General features: G+C 67.8%; 15 protein-coding genes. 2 read left to right on the top strand and 13 right to left on the bottom strand.

Annotated elements, in window-relative coordinates:
* Positions 1 to 102: 102 nt before the first annotated feature.
* Positions 103 to 2874, bottom strand: coding sequence for a cation-transporting P-type ATPase (locus tag IEI94_RS10480; RefSeq protein WP_191167250.1), 2772 nt, complete (start codon positions 2872 to 2874; stop codon positions 103 to 105).
* Between the two features lie 144 nt (positions 2875 to 3018).
* Here IEI94_RS10480 and IEI94_RS10475 point away from each other — a divergent pair, with 144 nt between their 5' ends.
* Positions 3019 to 3474: a YchJ family protein gene (locus IEI94_RS10475; RefSeq protein WP_224750058.1), complete on the top strand. Its 456-nt coding sequence runs from the start codon at positions 3019 to 3021 to the stop codon at positions 3472 to 3474.
* A gap of 21 nt (positions 3475 to 3495) precedes the next feature.
* Here the strand turns inward: IEI94_RS10475 and IEI94_RS10470 are convergent, their stop codons facing one another.
* The 11 genes from IEI94_RS10470 to hutI form a co-directional block, all read right to left on the bottom strand.
* Entirely contained in the window at positions 3496 to 6324 is a 2829-nt protein-coding gene (locus IEI94_RS10470; protein WP_191167248.1) for a proton-conducting transporter membrane subunit, read from the bottom strand.
* Positions 6321 to 6602, bottom strand: coding sequence for an NADH-quinone oxidoreductase subunit K (locus tag IEI94_RS10465; RefSeq protein ID WP_191167247.1), 282 nt, complete (start codon positions 6600 to 6602; stop codon positions 6321 to 6323). The genes IEI94_RS10470 and IEI94_RS10465 overlap by 4 nt, the downstream gene beginning before the upstream one ends.
* Positions 6599 to 7525, bottom strand: a complete 927-nt coding sequence (locus IEI94_RS10460) for a hydrogenase subunit MbhD domain-containing protein (RefSeq protein ID WP_191167246.1) — start codon at positions 7523 to 7525, stop codon at positions 6599 to 6601. Before IEI94_RS10460 ends, IEI94_RS10465 begins: the two co-directional genes overlap by 4 nt.
* Positions 7522 to 7842: a monovalent cation/H(+) antiporter subunit G gene (mnhG, locus tag IEI94_RS10455; protein WP_191167245.1), complete on the bottom strand. Its 321-nt coding sequence runs from the start codon at positions 7840 to 7842 to the stop codon at positions 7522 to 7524. Before mnhG ends, IEI94_RS10460 begins: the two co-directional genes overlap by 4 nt.
* Positions 7835 to 8125: a monovalent cation/H+ antiporter complex subunit F gene (locus tag IEI94_RS10450; protein ID WP_191167244.1), complete on the bottom strand. Its 291-nt coding sequence runs from the start codon at positions 8123 to 8125 to the stop codon at positions 7835 to 7837. The genes mnhG and IEI94_RS10450 overlap by 8 nt, the downstream gene beginning before the upstream one ends.
* A complete protein-coding gene (locus IEI94_RS10445; protein WP_191167243.1) occupies positions 8125 to 8709 on the bottom strand; it encodes a Na+/H+ antiporter subunit E in 585 nt (194 codons plus the stop codon). The genes IEI94_RS10450 and IEI94_RS10445 overlap by 1 nt, the downstream gene beginning before the upstream one ends.
* Positions 8710 to 8861: 152 nt before the next feature.
* Positions 8862 to 10208: a Na+/H+ antiporter family protein gene (locus tag IEI94_RS10440; protein ID WP_191167242.1), complete on the bottom strand. Its 1347-nt coding sequence runs from the start codon at positions 10206 to 10208 to the stop codon at positions 8862 to 8864.
* A gap of 90 nt (positions 10209 to 10298) precedes the next feature.
* Positions 10299 to 11849 carry a histidine ammonia-lyase gene (gene hutH / locus IEI94_RS10435; protein ID WP_191167241.1) on the bottom strand — a complete coding sequence of 517 codons (1551 nt, stop codon included), beginning with the start codon at positions 11847 to 11849 and terminating at the stop codon, positions 10299 to 10301.
* A 222-nt stretch (positions 11850 to 12071) separates the two neighbouring features.
* The gene (gene hutU / locus IEI94_RS10430; protein WP_191167240.1) at positions 12072 to 13760 is read right to left on the bottom strand and encodes a urocanate hydratase; all 1689 of its coding nucleotides are present in this window, start codon (positions 13758 to 13760) and stop codon (positions 12072 to 12074) included.
* A 17-nt stretch (positions 13761 to 13777) separates the two neighbouring features.
* The gene (hutG, locus tag IEI94_RS10425; RefSeq protein ID WP_191167239.1) at positions 13778 to 14722 is read right to left on the bottom strand and encodes a formimidoylglutamase; all 945 of its coding nucleotides are present in this window, start codon (positions 14720 to 14722) and stop codon (positions 13778 to 13780) included.
* On the bottom strand, positions 14715 to 15935 hold the full coding sequence (hutI, locus tag IEI94_RS10420; protein ID WP_191167238.1) for an imidazolonepropionase: 1221 nt from the start codon (positions 15933 to 15935) through the stop codon (positions 14715 to 14717). Before hutI ends, hutG begins: the two co-directional genes overlap by 8 nt.
* Before the next feature lie 342 nt (positions 15936 to 16277).
* Here hutI and IEI94_RS10415 point away from each other — a divergent pair, with 342 nt between their 5' ends.
* Positions 16278 to 17618 carry a YjiH family protein gene (locus IEI94_RS10415; RefSeq protein ID WP_191167237.1) on the top strand — a complete coding sequence of 447 codons (1341 nt, stop codon included), beginning with the start codon at positions 16278 to 16280 and terminating at the stop codon, positions 17616 to 17618.
* A gap of 71 nt (positions 17619 to 17689) precedes the next feature.
* Here the strand turns inward: IEI94_RS10415 and hutC are convergent, their stop codons facing one another.
* Positions 17690 to 18406: a histidine utilization repressor gene (hutC, locus tag IEI94_RS10410; protein WP_191167236.1), complete on the bottom strand. Its 717-nt coding sequence runs from the start codon at positions 18404 to 18406 to the stop codon at positions 17690 to 17692.
* Between the last annotated feature and the right edge of the window lie 136 nt (positions 18407 to 18542).

Genomic DNA, 18542 nt, shown 5'->3' with positions numbered 1-18542 from the left:
AGCGATCCATCATTTCAACAGTAGCAGTTTTTTAACATGCTCCGCTCCCAGAGAGTTTTTTGCTGCCGGCAGAAGGTAGAAAGTAAGAGACCCATCGCACACTTAAGTTACCTGCGGAGGGTCGCTGGCCGCGGCAGGTTGAGAATGCCGGTCGCGGCGCCGCAGCACCCACTTCTCCAGCTCGACGATAAGGAACAGCGCTATGCTCGCGGCCACAATCATCAGCCAGTGGTTCAGGCCCAATGCGGCGCTGCCGAAGATCATTTGCATAAAGGGCAGGTAGGTCCAGGCCAGTTGCAGCAGCATTACCAGGCCAATGGCGATCCATACCGGTCGACTGCCGAAGATCCCTTCCCAGGAGAGTGAGCTGTTGATCAGGTAGCGGCTGTTGATCAGGTAGGCTGCGCTGCCGGTGACCAGGATATTGACCGCCCCGCTGCGTGCCAGCTCCTCGCTGCCGCCCTGGCTGAGGATCCAGCTGAACATGCCGAACACGCCCGCCAGCAGCAGTACCGAGACGAACACCACCCGCCACAGCAGGAACATGTCGAGTAGCGCAGCATCGGCATCGCGCGGCTGGCGCTGCATGATGTCCGGCTCGGCGTCCTCGAAGGCCAGCGCCAGGCCGAGGGTGACCGCCACCACCATATTGACCCACAGCGCCTGCAATGGGGTGACCGGCAGCAGGGTGCCGGCCAGCACGGCGAGCATGATCGCCAGCCCCTGGCCGCCGTTGGTGGGCAGCAGAAAGGTGATGGTCTTGCGGATGTTGTCGTAGACCTTGCGACCCTCCTCGATGGCGCCGGCAATGGTGGCAAAGTTATCGTCGGCGAGTACCATCTCGGCGGCCTCCTTGGCCGCCTCGGTGCCCTGGATACCCATCGCCACGCCAACGTCGGCGCGCTTCAGCGCTGGCCCGTCGTTGACCCCGTCGCCGGTCATTGCGCAGATGCCGCCGCGGGCCTGCATTGCCTTGACCAGACGCAGCTTATGTTCCGGGGCGGCGCGGGCGAAGACGTCCACCTCGAGAATGCAATCTTCCAGTTCGGCGTCCGACATCGCCTCCACCTCGCGGCCGGTCAATGCCCGCTCGGTTTGGGCGAAGCCCAGCTGCTGAGCGATGGCGCGGGCGGTCACGGCGTGGTCGCCGGTGACCATCACCGGCCGGATACCCGCCGCCAGACACTGCTTGACGGCGCGAATCGCCTCGTCGCGAGGGGGGTCGAGCAGCCCGACCAGCCCCAGCATCACCAGCTCCTCCTCGGCGTGCTCGTCGCTCAACTCATCGAGGTTAGGCAGCGTCCTTTCGGCCAGGGCCAGTACCCGCAGGCCGCGGGTGGAGAGCGCGTGGATGCGCTCTTCCCACGCCTTCACGTCGAGTTCGACACTGTCACCCTCAGTGCCACGCTGGCGGTGGCACATCTCCAGCAGCCGGTCCGGTGCGCCCTTGACCAGCAGTCGCGGCTCCTCGTCGAGCTCGTGCAGGGTGGCCATGTACTTGCGTTCGGACTCGAAGGGGATAGCATCATGTCGGTCGTGGTCACCGCGCAGTTCGCGGGCGTCGAGTCCGGCCTTGGCGGCGGCGACCACCAGCGCGCCTTCGGTGGGGTCGCCGTGGATCAGCCAGCGGCCATCCTCCTCGGCGAGTTCGGCGTCGTTGCATAGCACCCCCACCTTGAGGAAGTGTCGCAGTGCCGGTAGCTCATCGAGATCGAGGGCGCTCTCGCTGGCTTGGCCGTCGTCCACGCGGTGGAACTCGCCCTCAGGGGCGAAACCGACCCCGTCGATGCAGATCTCGCCCTCCGGCAGCCAGATCGACTGGGCGGTCATCTCGTTACGGGTCAGGGTGCCGGTCTTGTCGGAGAAGATCGTCGAGATCGAGCCCAGCGTCTCCACCGCCGGCAGCCGGCGGATAATGGCGTTGCGCTTGGCCATGGCCTGGACGCCGAGCGCCAGGCCGATGGTGACAATGGCCGGCAGGCCTTCGGGGATCGCCGCGACGGCCAGGCCCACCGCGGCCATGAACATCTCGCCCAGCGGCTGGTCGTGGACCAGCATGCCGAATAGCCCGGTGAACAGCGCGGCCCCCAGAATGAACAGCGCCAGCACCCGGCCGGCGCGGTCGATCTGGCGCAGCAGCGGCGTCTTGAGCTGTTCGACGCCGCGCAGCATCTCGGAGATACGGCCGATCTCGCTGCGCGTGCCGGTTTCCACCACCAGCCCGCGGGCGGTGCCCTGGACGACGATGGTGCTGGCGTAGGCCATGGCGGTACGGTCGCCGAGCTCACTGTCGGCCTCGACCGGCTCGAGCTGCTTGTCGACCGGGGTCGACTCGCCGGTCAGCGCCGCCTCCTCGGTGCGCAGTCGCTTGGCCTCGATCAAGCGCAGGTCGGCGGGGACCCTGTCGCCGCTCTCGACCATCACGATATCGCCGGGCACCAGTGACTCGGCGTCGATGGTCTGGCGCTGGCCGTTGCGCAGCACCTTGGCCTGTGGCGAGAGCATATTACGGATACTGTCCAGCGCCTGCTCGGCCTTGCCTTCCTGGACGAAGCCGATCAGCGCGATGATCACCACCACGCCGACGATGGCCGCGGCATCGAGGGTATGCCCGAGCCCCAGGCTGGCGACTGCCGCTACCAGCAGGATCATCATCAGGATATTGTTGAACTGCTCCAGCAGGCGTCGCCACCAGGGGCGCCCCTGGGACTGCTGCAGCCGGTTGGGGCCATAGCGCTCGAGTCGACGTTCGGCCTCGGCGTCGCTGATCCCCTCGGCTTGGCTATCGAGTTCTTGCAGGGCGTCTTGCGCGGAAAGCGCATGCCAGGCGGTGGTGTCCTGGCTGTCAGAGCGGGTCGACGGCTGGTCAGGCATCCTGGCCTCCTTGTCGGCATCGGTGTGCTGCAGGTATAGCATAGCCAATGCTGCACTGCAGTGATCCATGTCAAGCCATGCTAAGACCTAGTCTGCATGTCAGAATGCGCGCTGCAATGAGTCGACATAAGGATGAGCCTCAAGATGGCCAAGCAACGCCCTTGCCCTTGCGGAGATAGCCAGGCGTACCTGGCCTGCTGCGGGCGCTACCATGCCGGCACGCCGGCGCCGTCCCCCGAGGCGCTGATGCGCTCGCGCTACAGTGCCTTTGCACTACAGCTCGACGACTACCTGTTGGCCACCTGGCACGCCTCCACACGGCCGGCGAGCCTGCCTGGTGACGAGTCAACCCGCTGGGTGCGACTCGAGGTGCTGGAGAGCGGTGAGTCGGGGGCGCAGGGGCATGTGCGTTTTCGCGCCACTTTCCGCGAGGGACGCCGCTGGGCAGCGCTGGAGGAGGCCTCGCGCTTCGTTCGCGAGGCGGGGCACTGGTATTACCTGGACGGTCGCCCGCGCGTGGCCCGTCTCAAGCCCGGCCGCAACGATCCCTGCGTGTGCGGCAGCGGGCGCAAGTTCAAGGTCTGCTGCGGCGGCACTTAGCGTTTTCCGCTTCGCGATGCGTTAGAGCCAGCTGGCGACTCCCAGTAGTAGAGCCACCAGCCCCAGGCTGACGCCGAAGGCGGGCCAGGGAACCAGCCACGCCTCGGCGCGGCGCAGTCGGAGCCGCCAGCGCCGCGCCGCGCTCTGCAGGGCCTGACGCCGAATACGCTGGCGTACTCTCTGCTGCTGCCGGGCGGCCTTCACCCGGTGGTGCAGCGGGGTCGCCGCCAGCAGCAGGGCGGCCAGCGCCAGGGCCAACAGCACCGGCAGCCCGTCGCTGAGCACCCTCAACGCTGGCAAGCCCGGGGATAGCCACCAGGGCAGCAGCGCGGCCAGGGTGCCGAGCGCGAACAGCCCTGCCAGTAGCCAGGGCGCGAGGGGCAGCGGTTGCGGCGGCGAGGCGCCGCGATCCAGCAACAGAAAGAGCCGCAGCATCAGCAGGCTGCTGGCGATACCGCTCAGCGTCGCCAGTCCGCCGGGCAGCCCGGCGGCGCTGAGGCTCTCGGTCAGACCCTGCTTGAGGAGCGCGCCGCCGCTGGGCGGCACCCCGGCCAGGGTGAGGGCGGGCAGCAGCAGCGCCGCCAGCACCAGACGGCGAGCGGCGGGCGCGGCGCGTGAGGCGAGGCCGGCCCCGGCGAACAGCGCGGCCTTGGCCAGGGCGTGGGTGGCGACCAGCAGGATCAGGGCGGGGCGGGCGGCCTCGACACCCAGCATCAGCAGGCCCAGCAGGGTCGCCATCAGCCCCAACTGGCTGACACTGGACCAGGCCAGCAGTCGCTTGGCGGAGGCGCTGAGCAGGCCTCGCAGCGCCCCGTAGCCGGCACCGGTCAGGCCCAGCACCAGCAGCGCGATGGCCAGCGGCGTCGCTGCCTCGGCGCCGGGCAGCAGGCGTAGCGCACCCAAGACTCCCACCTTGACGATCAGCCCCGAGAGCACCGCACTGGCCAGCGGTGGGGCCACCGGATGGGCCAGGGGCAGCCAGGCGTGCAGGCCGGGTAACCCCGCCTTGAGCGCGAAGCCCAGGGTCAGGGCTGCCAGGGTGGGCATCGACAGCCCCGTCTCGGCCAGCGTGGCGAAGTGCAGCGAAGACGCCTCGCGCCAGGCCAATACCAGGCCCAATACCAGCGCCAGTTCGGCCAGCAGCATCATCGCCAGGTAGCCGGCAGCGGCGCGTCGCGACTCGGCGCGCCCATCGAGCCGAACCATGGCCCAGCCCACCAGGCTCAGCAGGCTCGCGCCTACCAGGAAACTCAGCAGGTCGTCTGCCACCAGTACCAGCAGATGAAGGGCGGCGGCGGCGGCCAGCAAGGGGACGAGCCCCGGCGGCGAAGCGGTGGCGAGCGGCCAGCGCCAGGCCGCCGCCAGCGCCAGGGGCCAGATCACCCCGGCCGCCAGTGCCAGTGGCCGGGCGTCGTCGACGAGACCGATGCGTGGCAGCGGCGAGACGGGCAGCCAGGCCAGGGCGGCTAGGCCTGCCAGCCAGCTCAGCAGTGCCAGGACCAAGGCAGCGCCGAGGGTGACGCCACAGGGACGGCGGCTGAGCGCAACAGCCTCGGCCGGTCGCAGGGCCAGCTCGCCGAGCCGCCAGAGCCAGGCGCCGGTGAGCAGAGTGCCCAGTAGCAGCAGGGCGGCGATGCCGGGGCGGGCAGTGGCAAGGCTCGCGTCGAGCAGCCACCATTTGCCGACGAAGCCGCCCCCGGGCGGCAGCCCCACAAGGCCGAGCCCGGCCAGGGCGATGATGCTCCACGCCAGGGGAGCCCGCCGGGCGCTGCCGATGAGCCCCGACAGGCGGTCATGGCCGTAGGCTCGCTGGATGGCGCCCGCGGCCAGGAACAGTGCGCCTTTGGCCAGGCCGTGTGCCACCAGCAGCAGCACCGCCCCCTGGGCCGCCTTGCCATGCCAGCTGCCGCCGGCGAGGGTCGGCAGCAGCAGGGCATAGCCGCTCTGGGAGAGCGTTGACCAGGCGATCACCAGCTTGAGGCGGCGCTGCAGCATCGCCTGGAGGCCGCCCCAGATCAGTGCGCTGGCTCCGAGCAGTGCCAGGGCGGGACGCAGGCTGCCGTCAAGCCGCGCCAGGGGCCCCAGCCAGAGCCGCCACAGCACCATCAGCGCCGCGGCCACCACCGCGCCGGAGAGCAGAGCGCTGACTGGCGCCCGGGCGCGGGAGTGGGCCGCCGGCAGCCACAGGTGCAGGGGGACCAGAGCGGCCTTGATCGCCAGCCCCAGGGTCAGCATGACCGCCGCCAGCCGGGTCGCCGGGGTGGTCGACATTGCCTCGGCCAGCAGGCCCAGGTCGAGGAGCCCGGTCTGGCCGTAGAGCAGGGCGACGCCGAGCAAGTAGAGCAGGGAGCCGAGCAGCGAGGCGAACAGATAACGCAACGCGGCTCGGTGGTGAGGATCGTCATGGCTGCGGGCTACCAGGCCCACGGCGGCCAGACTCATCAGCTCCAGGATCACATAGAGGCTGAAGAGGTCCCTGGCGAGCAGCAGGGCATTGAGGGAGGTCCACAGCAGCCACCAGAGGCTCCACAGGAAACGGTCGTCGCGGCTGTCGGGATCGGCCAGCAGGGAGAGGCTGGCCAGCCCCATCAACAGGGCGGTCATGCCCAGCAGCGCGGCGGCGGGTAGATCGAGCCACCAGGCGATGCCCAGTGGCGGCTCCCACCCGCCCACCGCCAGCGTGACGGGCAGCGAAGGCCAGCCAGCCAGCAGCCCCACGGCACCGATGATGATGCCGAGCAGGGCGAGGGCGACCTGGGTACGTGGGACGGCCAGCCCCAGGAAGGCGGTCAGGGCCAGACCCAGCGGCAACACCAGCGTGCCGGGCAGCCACCAGATGGCCAGGCTCAAGGGTCGCTCTCGTCGTGATGGGAGTGTGTGGCGCGGAGTATCAGCGCCAGCGCCGCGGCGGTCGTGCTTACCGCCACCACGATCCCGGTGAGCACCATGGCATGGGGCACCGGATCGAGTCCCGCCTCGGTGTGGGCCAGGGTCACCAGCAGCAGAAAGAGCGCACTGGCCAGCACGTTGAGCGCCAGGATCCGCCGCAACAGGCTGGTGGCGCGAAACAGCCCGAGCAGCGCCAGGCCGCTCAGCAGCGCGGCGAGCAGCGCGAAGAAACCGCTCATCGTCCCGGCTCCCCGTAGAGGTAGCAGGCCATCAGCATCAGCGCGATGGAGAGTGCCGCCGCCACCTCCACGACGAGGATGGCCAGAGCGGCGATGGCCACGGGGATGGCGAAGAAGGTGCCGGTGAGCAGCAGGCCGCCGAGGGCCAGGCCCAGGAACAGCACCAGACCGGTGCTCAGCAACAGGCGCAGCAGCGGTTGACGGTCGGGGCGTTGCATCCAGGGCACGGCATCGGCCAGCAAAAGGAGGACACCGCCGGCGCCGAGCACGGCACCGGCGGGGAAGGCGCCCCCTGGGGCATGGCTGCCCCGCCAGAGCAGGTAAGCCGGCACCATCAGAAAGAGCGGATGCAGCAGCCGGGTGAGGGCGGGCAGCCCCGGCAGGGCGGTGGCCGGAGCATAGGGTCGCAGCTCGGGGCCCAGCGACCAGACGAGCCACACCGCCCCTAGCATCACCGCCAACTCCAGCATCGTGTCGAGGGCGCGCAGATTCAGTAGTACCGCTGTGACCGGGTGCCGTACGCCGCTCTCGGGCAGGGCCGCCGTCACCTCGGCGCTGAGTCCGGGGCGCGGCAGCTGCCAGGCCACCCAGGCCAGCCACAGGCCGAGCAGCAGGACGACGCCCAGCGCCAGGGCGACCGGCGGGCGCTGCCAGGGCCGCAGGGCGAGTCGCGGCGTCGCGCCATTGGGCAGCCGGCCTAGCGCCGCCAGCAGCAGGGCGCCGGTGACTCCGGTGCCGATGGCGGCCTCGGCCAGTGCAATATCGAGGGCCTCGAGACGCACCCAGACCAGGGCCATCACCAGGCCAAAGGCCATGAAGTGCACCACGGCGGCGAAGGGCTTGGGGTGGAAGAGTGCCTGCCAGGCCAGCCACAGCAGGCCGGCACCCAGCAGCAGGTCGAATCCGATGATGAAAGTGCTCACGAATCCCGCGACCCCCGTCGGGTCCGTGGACGCAGCCCCCGGGCCAGGGCAGTGGAGGCCATCAGGGTAGCGCCGATGCTCGAGGCCACCAGCACGAGTCCCCAGACCAGCAGGATCTTGAGGGCTGCCGAGACGCTGGCCGCCTGACAGGCCAGCCCCAGGCAGAGCAAACCAAGTCCCAGATTATCGGCCTTGGTCAGGGCGTGCAGTCGCGAGTAGACATCGGGAAAGCGCCACAGGCCAAGGGCTCCGGCCATGAAGAAGAGCACCCCCGCGGCGATCAGCCAGGGGGCAATCAAGGCGAGTCCCTCAGTCACCTTCGGCCTCCTCGGGGCGGCGTTGCGCCTCGTGCAGTCGTGTCCAGGTGCGGGTCACGAAGGTTGCGGTGGCCACTGCGGCCAGCAGGCCGAAGAGCAGGGCGACATCCACCAGCGCCGGTTGTGCCAGGCGGGTGCCGAGCAGCAGCAGGATGGCGATGGCCAGGGTGCTGAGCTGCTCGGCACCCAGCATGCGGTCGACGCTGGTGGGACCGCGCCAGATCCGCCACAGGCCAACCGTCGCGCAAGCCAGCAGCAGCATCGCGGCGAGGATAGGCGGCATCAGTCGATCTCCTTCTGGTCGGCATGCAGGCGGGCGATGCGGCGCTCCAGCACTGCCAGGTCGCGGGTCGTCGCCGGGGTCAGGTGCAGCACATGCACCACCAGCCTGTCGGCTGCCAGGCGGACTGTCAGGGTGCCCGGAATCAGGTTGATCAGGCTGGCCATGAACAGGCGCCCTGGCCCCTCGGGGAGGCACGACCAGCGGTGGTCGATCACGGCGCTGTGAAGGTCCAGGCGGGGGCGACAGGCCAGCAGGGCAACCTGTACTCCGCCGCGCAGGGCCAGCCATAGCGCCACTGGGCAGAGCGCCAGGCAGGCGGGCAGGTGCAGCCGTGACAGACCGCTGAGGGGCATGGCCAGGGCGGTGATCAGGATCACCGGGACGCCCCAGGCCCAGGCGCTGCCCTCGGTGAGCACCCACCACAGCAGGGCGAGCCCCGCCAGGCGGCGGGCAGATAGCCGGACCGCGGCCCATGCGACGACGCTGACGGGGTCTCCCGTCGTAGTTCGTTGCGGTGCTTGCGCGTCTGAGCCGCCGCGAGGGGGCGGTGGGGGCTGATGGTTCGCGGGCGATGGTGGGGTCATCCCTGTCCTCCATGGGTGAGATGACCCCTAGATGTAGCACAGTCCCGGTGGGGATGCCGTGACCTGGCTCAATCTGGACCGCTGCGATGGCTGCGGAGCGCCAGGCGACAGTTCGAGGCCCGCCGCAGGCGACGGGATAACCGGCGACCTTGTCAAAGGATCATGGCGGCGATCCAGCCGAAGGCGATCAGCGGAATATTGTAGTGCAGGAAGGTAGGCACCACGGTGTCCCAGATATGATCATGCTGCCCGTCGGCGTTGAGGCCGGCGGTGGGGCCCAGCGTCGAGTCCGAGGCCGGCGAGCCGGCGTCCCCGAGGGCGGCGGCGGTACCCACCAGCGCGATGGTGGCCAGCGGCGAGAAGCCGAAGCCCAGCGCCAGCGGCACGTACAGCGAGGCGATAATGGGGATGGTCGAGAATGACGAGCCGATGCCCATGGTGATGAACAGCCCCACCAGCAGCATGACCAGGGCGGCCAATCCCTTGTTGTCACCAATCAGCTCGGCGGAGCCCGCCACCAGACCCTCGACCTCGCCGCTGGCCTGCATCACGCTGGCAAAACCCGCCGCCGAGATCATGATGAAGCCCACCAGCGCCATCATGCGCATGCCTTCGGTGAAGATGCCGTCCTGCTCGTGCCAGCGGAACACACCGCTCACCGACAGCAGGGCAAAGCCGAAGATCCCACCCAGCACCATTGAACCGGTCAGCAGCTGCACCGCTACGGTCCCTACTAGCGAAGCTGCCAGTACCACCTTCTGCCAGGTCGCCAGGTGGCGTGCCGCTTCGGCGGGCGTCTCGTCGCCGTGGGCCAGGTCGCGGTCTTCGTAGTGGCGCCCCTTGCGATAGCTGAACAGCACCGCCACGGCGAGGCCCAGCGCCATGCCGCCGATGGGAATTACCATTGCCATCGGCACCATGCCGCGGGTGACTTCGAGGCCCAGCTCGGCACCGCTCTCGTTGAGGTTGGCGAGCAGTATATCGTTGAGGAAGATCGCCCCGAAGCCCACCGGCAGCAGCATGTAAGGGGCGGTGATGCCGAAGGTAATGACGCAGGCGGCTACCCGCCGATCGAGGTTGAGGTGATTCATCAGCTTGAGCAGCGGCGGCACCAGCACCGGGATAAAGGCGATATGCACCGGAATCAGGTTCTGGGAGCTGACCGCCGCGGCGAGCAGTGCCGCCAGCAGGGTGTAGGCCACCAGTCGACGGTTGCCGCCGTCGCTGTCGAGATTGAGGCCGGCGATGGCTCGGTTGGCCAGCAGCTCGGTGATGCCCGAGCGCGATAGCGCCACGGCGAAGGCACCCAGCACGGCGTAGGAGAGGGCAATGGTGGCGCCATTGCCAAGACCGTCGTTGAAGGCGTCGAGGATTTCGCCCAGCGGCATGCCGGCGAACAAGCCGCCGACCAGAGTTGCGACGATCAGCGCGAAGACCACGGAAACGCGGGCAAGACTCAGGGAGACCATCACCAGGATGGCCAGCACGATGGCATTCATGGAGCACTCTTGTGGTTGGATCAAGCAGGGGTGACGCACCCCGCGGCCAGGCGCCGCGGGGTGTTCGAACGAGCGGTGCAGCCGGCCGCTTCAGCGCGCGCTGGGCAGCATATCCGCGGGCACCAGCGCGCTCAAGGTGCGCGCTGCGAGCAGCTTGCTGGCCGCTTCGATATCGGGGCCGAAGAAGCGGTCCTTGGCGTAGTAGTCGACGCGTTCGCGCAGCGCTGAGCGCGCCTGCTCGAGGGCCTCGGTAGTGAGCAGGCGCTGGCCGCTCTCATCCTGGCGGAAGTCGAGCCCCTGGCAGGCCGCCAGCCACTCGATGGCAATGATGCCGCGCACGTTGTCAGCCATCTCCCACAGCCGCTTGCCGGCCGCCGGGGCCATGGAGACGTGATCCTCCTGATTGGCCGAGGTCGGCAGGCTGTCGACGCTGTGGGGATGCGACAGTGCCTTGTTTTCGCTCGCCAAGGCCGCCGCCGTCACCTGGGCGATCATGAAACCGGAGTTGATCCCGCCGTTCTCCACCAGGAAGGGCGGCAGCTGCGACATATGCTTGTCCATCATCAGCGACACGCGCCGCTCGGTGAGCGAGCCGATCTCGGCAATGGCCAGCGCCAGGTTGTCGGCGGCCATGGCCACCGGTTCGGCGTGGAAGTTGCCGCCGGAGATGATGTCGCCGCTATCGGCGAAGACCAGCGGGTTATCGGAGACGGCATTGATCTCGACGGCCAGCACCTCAGCGGCCTGGCGCAGCTGGGTCAGGCAGGCGCCCATCACTTGCGGCTGACAGCGTAGCGAATAGGGGTCCTGCACCTTGTCGCAGTCGATATGGGTGTCGCTGATGTCGCTGCGCTCGCCGAGCAGATGACGGTAGGCCGCGGCGGCGTCGAGCTGGCCCTGCTGGCCGCGCGCCTCATGGATACGGGCATCGAAGGGGGAGCGTGAGCTGAGGGTGGCCTCTACCGTCAGTGAGCCGCATACCGTGGCGGCGGCGTAGAGGTCTTCGGCGTCGAACAGCCCCTTGAGCGCATAGGCGCAGGAGACCTGGGTGCCGTTGAGCAGCGCCAGCCCCTCCTTGGGGGCCAGGGTGATGGGCTCGAGACCGGCGATCTCCAGTGCCTGGCGAGCGGGCAGCCATTCACCTTGGTAGCGGGCTTTGCCCTCGCCGAGCAGTACCGCACTCATATGGGCGAGGGGGGCCAGGTCGCCGGAGGCGCCTACCGAGCCCTTGAGGGGGATGTGTGGATAGACCTCGGCGTTGATCAGGGCGATCAGGGCATCCAGCACATCGCGGCGGATGCCGGAGAAGCCGCGGGCCAGGCTATTGACCTTGAGCACCATGATCAGCCGCACCAGGGCGTCGTCCATGGGCGCGCCGACGCCGGTGGAGTGGGAGAGCACCAGCGAGCGCTGCAGGTCTTCGAGGTGCTCGTGGGCGATACGGGTCTGGGCGAGCAGGCCGAAGCCGGTGTTGATGCCGTAGACGGTGCGATCATCGGCCACCACCTGGTTGACGCAGTCCACGGCCTGCTGAATAGCGGCGTTGGCGCTGTCGGGCAGGCTGACCGGGATGGGTGCCTCGAAGACCTGGCGGGCCTGGGCCAGGGTCATCTTGCCGGGTTGAATCTCGAGATATGACATGCGGTGAATCTCTTTTAAGAAGCGTGTCGTTGCTCGCGCTGAACTGATCTGGCTCTCAGCGCGTTTGGAAGCTCGTTGGCGTAGGAGCTGTTCCGGCGGCAGGCCTGCGAGGAGGCGCTGTAAACCCATCCCTGGGCGCTACCTTGCGCCATCCATGGCGCAAACCTCCTCTACGGCCTGCCCCCGGCGCTCCTGGGCATATGGCATTGCTTGTGACTGTCGTTACTTATCGAGCATCGGCAGGTCGAGGCCGTTGTCGCGGGCGGACTGTTTGGCGATATCGTAGCCCGCATCGGCGTGGCGCATCACCCCGGTACCCGGGTCGTTGCGCAGCACCCGGCCGAGGCGGGCGTGGGCATCATCGGTGCCGTCGGCGACGATCACCACCCCGGCGTGCTGGGAGTAACCCATGCCCACGCCGCCGCCGTGGTGCAGCGAGACCCAGGTGGCGCCGCCGGCGGTGTTGAGCAGGGCGTTGAGCAGCGGCCAGTCGGAGACGGCGTCCGAGCCGTCCATCATCGCCTCGGTCTCGCGGTTGGGGCTGGCCACCGAGCCGGAGTCGAGGTGGTCGCGGCCGATCACGATGGGTGCCTTGAGCTCGCCATTGGCGACCATCTCGTTGAAGGCCTGGCCGAGGCGGGCGCGGTCCTTGAGGCCGACCCAGCAGATCCGTGCCGGCAGCCCTTGGAAGGCGATCCGCTCGCGGGCCATGTCGAGCCAGTTGTGCAGATGCGGGTCGTCGGGGATCAGCTCCTTGACCTTCTGATCGGTCTTGTAGATGTCCTCCGGGTCACCGGAGAGCGCCACCCAGCGGAACGGCCCGACGCCCTGGCAGAACAGCGGACGGATATAGGCCGGCACGAAGCCGGGGAAGTCGAAGGCGTTCTCGACGCCCTCTTCCTCGGCCATCTGGCGGATATTGTTGCCGTAGTCGAAGGTCGGCACGCCCATCTTCTGGAAGTCGAGCATGGCCTGCACGTGGACCGCCATGGACTGCTTGGCGGCCTTGACCACGGCGGCGGGCTCACGCTTGCCCCGCGCCACGTAGTCCTCCCAGGTCCAGCCGGCGGGCAGGTAGCCGTGCAGCGGATCGTGGGCGCTGGTCTGGTCGGTGACCATATCGGGGCGTACGCCGCGCCGGACCAGCTCCGGCAGCACCTCGGCGGCGTTGGCGCAGAGACCGATGGAGACCGCCTTGCCCTCGGTGGTGTAGCGCTCGATGCGCGCCAGGGCATCGTCGAGGTCGTCGGCCTGCTCGTCCAGATAGCGGGTGCGCAGGCGGAAGTCGATGCTGGTCTGCTGGCACTCGATATTCAGCGAACAGGCACCGGCCAGCGTTGCGGCCAGCGGTTGGGCGCCGCCCATGCCGCCGAGGCCGGCGGTGAGGATCCAGCGGCCGCTGAGCTTGCCGTCGTAGTGCTGGCGCCCGGCTTCGACGAAGGTCTCGTAGGTGCCCTGGACGATGCCCTGGGAGCCGATATAGATCCACGAGCCGGCGGTCATCTGGCCGTACATCATCAGGCCCTGCTTATCGAGCTCGTTGAAGTGCTCCCAGTTGGCCCAGGCCGGCACCAGGTTGGAGTTGGCGATCAGCACCCGCGGTGCATCCTTGTGGGTCTCGAACACGCCCACCGGCTTGCCGGACTGGATCAGCAGCGACTGAGTGTCTTCCAGACGCTTGAGGGTCTCGACGATGGTGTCGAAGCACTGCCAGTCGCGGGCGGCGCGGCCGATACCGCCGTAGACCACCAGGTCCTCGGGGCGCTCGGCCACGTCCGGGTGGAGGTTATTCATCAGCATGCGCATGGGCGCCTCGGTGAGCCAGCTCTTGCAGGTCAGCTGGCTACCGGTGGGGGCGGCGATCTGGCGCGAGGCATCGTGGCGCGGATCAAACGTCTGATGGCTGTTCATGGCGGTCTCCTGTGAGGTCAGTTCAACGTTAGGTGGTGTACCAGCCGCGCCGCCGCTCGGGCGGTACGGTGGTCGATATCAAGATCGGGGTTGAGCTCGGCGAGGTCGGCGAGACGCAGCTTGCCGCTATCGCGTACCGCTTCAATAAGCGGCTCGATCAGGGCCAGCGAGACACCGCGTGCCGCTGGTGCACTGACCCCGGGTGCCTCGGCGGCAGGCAGCACGTCGAGGTCGATGGTCAGGTAGAGGTGGTCGCAGCGCGCCATAAAGCGCTGCAGGTCCCTGACCACGGCATCCAGTCCCTTGGCATCGATCTCGCGATCTTCGCGTACCAGCACCCCCAGTTCGCGCGCGCGGCTGAACAGGGCGCGGGTATTGGCGGCACGGCTGACGCCAAGGCAGGCGTAGCGGAACGGCCAGTTGCGGCTGTGGCACTCGGCGGCGATCTGCGCGAAGGGGGTGCCGGAGGAGCGCACATGGGCGGGGTCGCGCAGGTCTAAGTGGGCATCGAGATTGATGATGCCGACCTTGGGCGCGTTATCGCCCTGGGCTTCCAGGTGGCGTGCCAGCCCCGACCAGCTGGCAAAGGCGATCTCGTGGCCGCCCCCCAGCGCCACCGGCAGGTGGCCTGCGGCGAGCAGAGTGGCTAGGCGGTCGGCGAGCCGCGCCTGGGTGGCTTCCATATCGGCATCGCTATGGCAGGTGACATCGCCGGCATCGTAGGCCGGAGCCTGTCGATGCCAGGCCAGCGAGGCGAGCGCCTTGCGCAGGGCGCGGGGGCCCTTGGCGGCGCCAATACGGCCCTTGTTACGGGCCACGCCGGCATCGCAGGCGAAGCCAAGTAGCGCGACGCCGGCGGGGCTGGCGGCCGTCAGCGGCTGAATCGTCTGGTGCCAGCGCAGGCTGTCGGCCTCGGGATCCTCGCGGCCGGCCCAGGGCGACATATCGATGGTTTTATCCATGGCTCAACTCTCCACCGTAGATCCGCTGGCGCAGGCGGCCGGGCTGCACGGCATAGGCCAGCGCCGCCGGGGTGTCGACATCCCATAGGCAGAGGTCCGCGGGGGCGTCGGCCTCGATTCGTCCCAACCCTCGATCTGCCAACCCCAACGCCTGGGCACCGTGAGCGGTCATGCCGGCCAGCGCTTCCTGGGGCGTGAGGCGGAACAGGGTGCAGGCGAAGTTGAGCATCAGGGTCGGGTTGAAGATCGGCGAACTGCCGGGGTTGGCGTCGGTGGCTACGGCCATCGGCACGCCGGCGCGGCGCAGGGTGTCGATGGGCGGCAGCTGGGTCTCGCGCAGGGTGTGGAAGGCGCCGGGCAGCAGTACGGCGACGCTGCCGGCCTCGCGTAGCGCGGCCACGCCGGCCTCATCGAGGTACTCGATATGGTCGGCTGAGAGGGCGCCATGGCGTGCCGCCGCGGCGCTGCCCCCCAGGTTGGAGAGCTGCTCGGCGTGGGCCTTGATCGGCAGTCCGTGGGCCTTGGCGGCGGCAAAGACCCGCTCGCACTGGGCCACCGAGAAGGCGATCTTCTCGCAGAATACGTCGACGGCGTCGGCCAGGCCTTCGGCAACGGCGGCCGGAATCATCTCCTCGCACACCACGTCGATATAGCCGTCGCTGTCGTCCTTGAATTCCGGCGGCAGGGCGTGGGCGCCGAGCAGGGTGGTGACCACCCGCACCGGCAGTGCCTCGCCCAGGCGCCGAGCCACGCGCAGCATCTTGAGTTCGTCGTTTAGCGTCAGGCCATAGCCGGACTTGATCTCTACTGTGGTCACGCCGTCGGCCATCAACGCCTCGAGGCGTGGTCGCGCGGCCTCGAACAACGCCTCCTCGCTGGCCGCGCGGGTGGCGTTGACCGTGCTGAGGATGCCGCCGCCGCGGCGGGCGATCTCCTCATAGCTGACGCCTTCGAGGCGCTGCTCGAATTCATCGGCCCGCGAACCGCCAAACACCAGGTGGGTGTGGCAATCCACTAGGCCGGGGGTCAGGACGCCGCCGCGGGCCATCTCGCGGCAGGCGGCGAGCTGCGCGGCGTCTGTCTCGGCCATGGGTGCCACCTGTGCGATGCGGTCGCCCTCGACGATCACCGCCATCGGCTCGGGGTGAGTGCGATGGCCGTCGAAGAGCGTGACGTCGCGCCATAGCAGGGCATTGGTCGGGTGCGCTGGCATGCTGGCCTCCTGACTAGGATGATGTGTTTGTATATACATTTAGCGAAGCCCTGCCATGACGTCAAGTGGCGCGTTGCATCGGTCTCGAGACGGCGACGAGTGTGGCGCCGTCAGCGAACGATGATATTTATATATTTAATTGATTTTATTGGGTTTTAAATATCTGCTTCGATACCGGATAGCGTCTGGCTGAGGTCTGCATAAGACCAAAGTATAGGCGCTGTTTGGCGATGGGGAATGGCGATGTCTTTCTGTGTATTGTATATACATATTATCGATGCCAACGCTGGCCATGCGATTTCCTACCACCGCCAACAACACAATGAGAGGGAGGGGCTCCCCATGCCGGACCAACACACGGCGGCCGATGGGCGCCGTTCAAAGGCCGTCGCTCGGCCTGCCACGGTGCTCAAGCTGTTTCTGCCCAGTGCGCTGGGTATCCTGATCTTCTTCGTGCCGGTCACCATCGCCGGTAACACCACCATCCTGCTCGACCATATGGTCACCGGGGCCCGCACGCTGCTCGGCGACCTGAGCGGCTTCTATGCCCTGGCGCTGATCGTGGCCGGTGCCGCCTATCCGCTGATCAAGGGCTACTGGAACCGCAGCCTTACCGAGCGCATCTTCAGCGTATTGAAGATCGCCGGGGTGGCGGCGGCGCTAATGGCCATGACCGGTTGGGGGCCGGGGTTTCTACATGAGCCGGATATGCTGCCGTTCCTGTTCGAGCGGCTGGTAATCCCGGTAGGGCTGATCGTGCCGATCGGCGCGGTGTTTCTGGCGCTGCTGATCAGCTATGGCCTGCTGGAGCTGATCGGGGTATTGCTGCAGCCGATCATGCGACCGGTCTGGCGCACCCCTGGGCGCAGCGCCATCGATGCCGTGGCGTCCTTCGTCGGCAGCTACTCGATTGGCCTGCTGATCACCAATCGTGTCTATCAGGCGGGGCAGTATTCGGCGCGGGAGGCGGCGATCATCGCCACCGGCTTCTCCACGGTATCGGCGACCTTCATGATCATCGTGGCGCGCACCCTGGACCTGATGAGCGTGTGGAACCTCTACTTCTGGCTGACCCTGGCCATCACCTTCATCGTTACCGCCGTGACGGTGCGTCTGCCGCCGCTGTCGCGTATGGATGACAGCAAGCCTGATGGTGAGCCGGAGGCCGTGCCGGGCAAGCGCTTGGCTACCGCCTGGCGCACCGGGCTCGAGGTCGCCGAACGGGCGCCGGGCCTGCACCGCAGCGTGGCGCTCAATGTGCGCGAGGGGCTGGTAATGGCGATCAGCATCCTGCCCTCGATCATGTCGGTAGGGCTGCTGGGCCTGCTGCTGGCCAAGTACACGCCGCTGTTCGAGTGGCTGGGCTGGCTGTTCTACCCGTTCGTGGCGATCTGGGGACTCGAGGATGGCGCGGCTCTGGCCCAGGCGTCGGCGGCGGGGCTGGCCGAGATGTTCCTGCCGGCGCTATTGATGGCGGAAGCCGAGTTCGTGGCGCGCTTCGCCGCGGGAGTGGTGTCGGTATCCGGCGTGCTGTTCTTTTCGGCATCGATCCCCTGCATCCTCTCCACCAGCATTCCGCTGTCGGTGGCGCGCATCGTAGCGGTGTGGTTCATGCGCGTAGCGCTGAGCCTGCTGCTGGCGGTGCCGGCGGGGTATCTGGCCCTGGCACTCTCGGGAGGGTAGTTCGACGAGGGCTCTATGCTTCAACGCGGCCTGGCAGATGCCAGGCCGCGTTGCGTTGAGGACGAGTCTGATCAGGAGCCGTTGCGATGTACCGAAGAGCGCAGCTTGTAGCGCTCGCCGGGATGAATCAGTCGGGCATAGCTGATCAGGTTCTCCCCCGACCAGGTGCGACGAATCATGCTCAGGCAGGGGTGCCGGGTATCGGTGTCGAGATGCTCGGCGGTGGTGGCATCCACCAGTATTGCTTCGACCACGTGTTCGATATCGGTAATCGGGCAGGCTGCCACCAGCACTTCGTTGGGCGTATGCCGGGTAAAATCGGTATCGAGGTAGTCGGGCACCCAGCGTGGATTGACGTAGCGCTCCTCGAGCTGGATCGGTACGTCGTTCTCGCGATGCACGATCAGGGTGTGGAAGACCCGGGTGCCGAGCCGCACCCCGAGACGCAGTGCGACCTCGTCATCGGCAGCGATGGCTTCACTGGTCAACACCCGATTGGCGTATTGGTGCCCACGGCTGCGCACTTCCTCGGCGATATTGTGGACGTCGACCAGCGACGACTCCGCCTTGCGGTCGGTGACGAAGGTGCCGAGCCCCGGCTGGCGGGTCAGGTAGCCTTGCTGAACCAGGTCGCGAATCGCCTTGTTGGCGGTCATGCGGCTGACGCCGAAGTCCCTGGCCAGCTGCTCCTCGGGGGGGATCTGATGGTCTGCCGGCCAGATGCCGCTGTGAATCTTCTCCAGCAGGTGCTGCTGAATCTGCAGGTAGAGCGGTGGGGAGCTGCCCATGGTCGGCGCCGGGTCCTTTGTCGAGTGAATCTGTGCACAAGCCATGAGCAGTTTACCCGTCAGCGTTGGCAGGTACACCCCATGCTTGCGTCGGGCCGGGTCGCGATGCCTGTATCAACTCGCCACGGCTTAGTCG

Origin of the sequence: Halomonas sp. ML-15 (assembly GCF_014779595.1) — a bacterium.
Classification (GTDB): domain Bacteria; phylum Pseudomonadota; class Gammaproteobacteria; order Pseudomonadales; family Halomonadaceae; genus Franzmannia.
The sequence above is the reverse complement of the archived record's forward strand: the minus strand, read 5'-3'. Positions and strand labels throughout refer to the sequence as shown.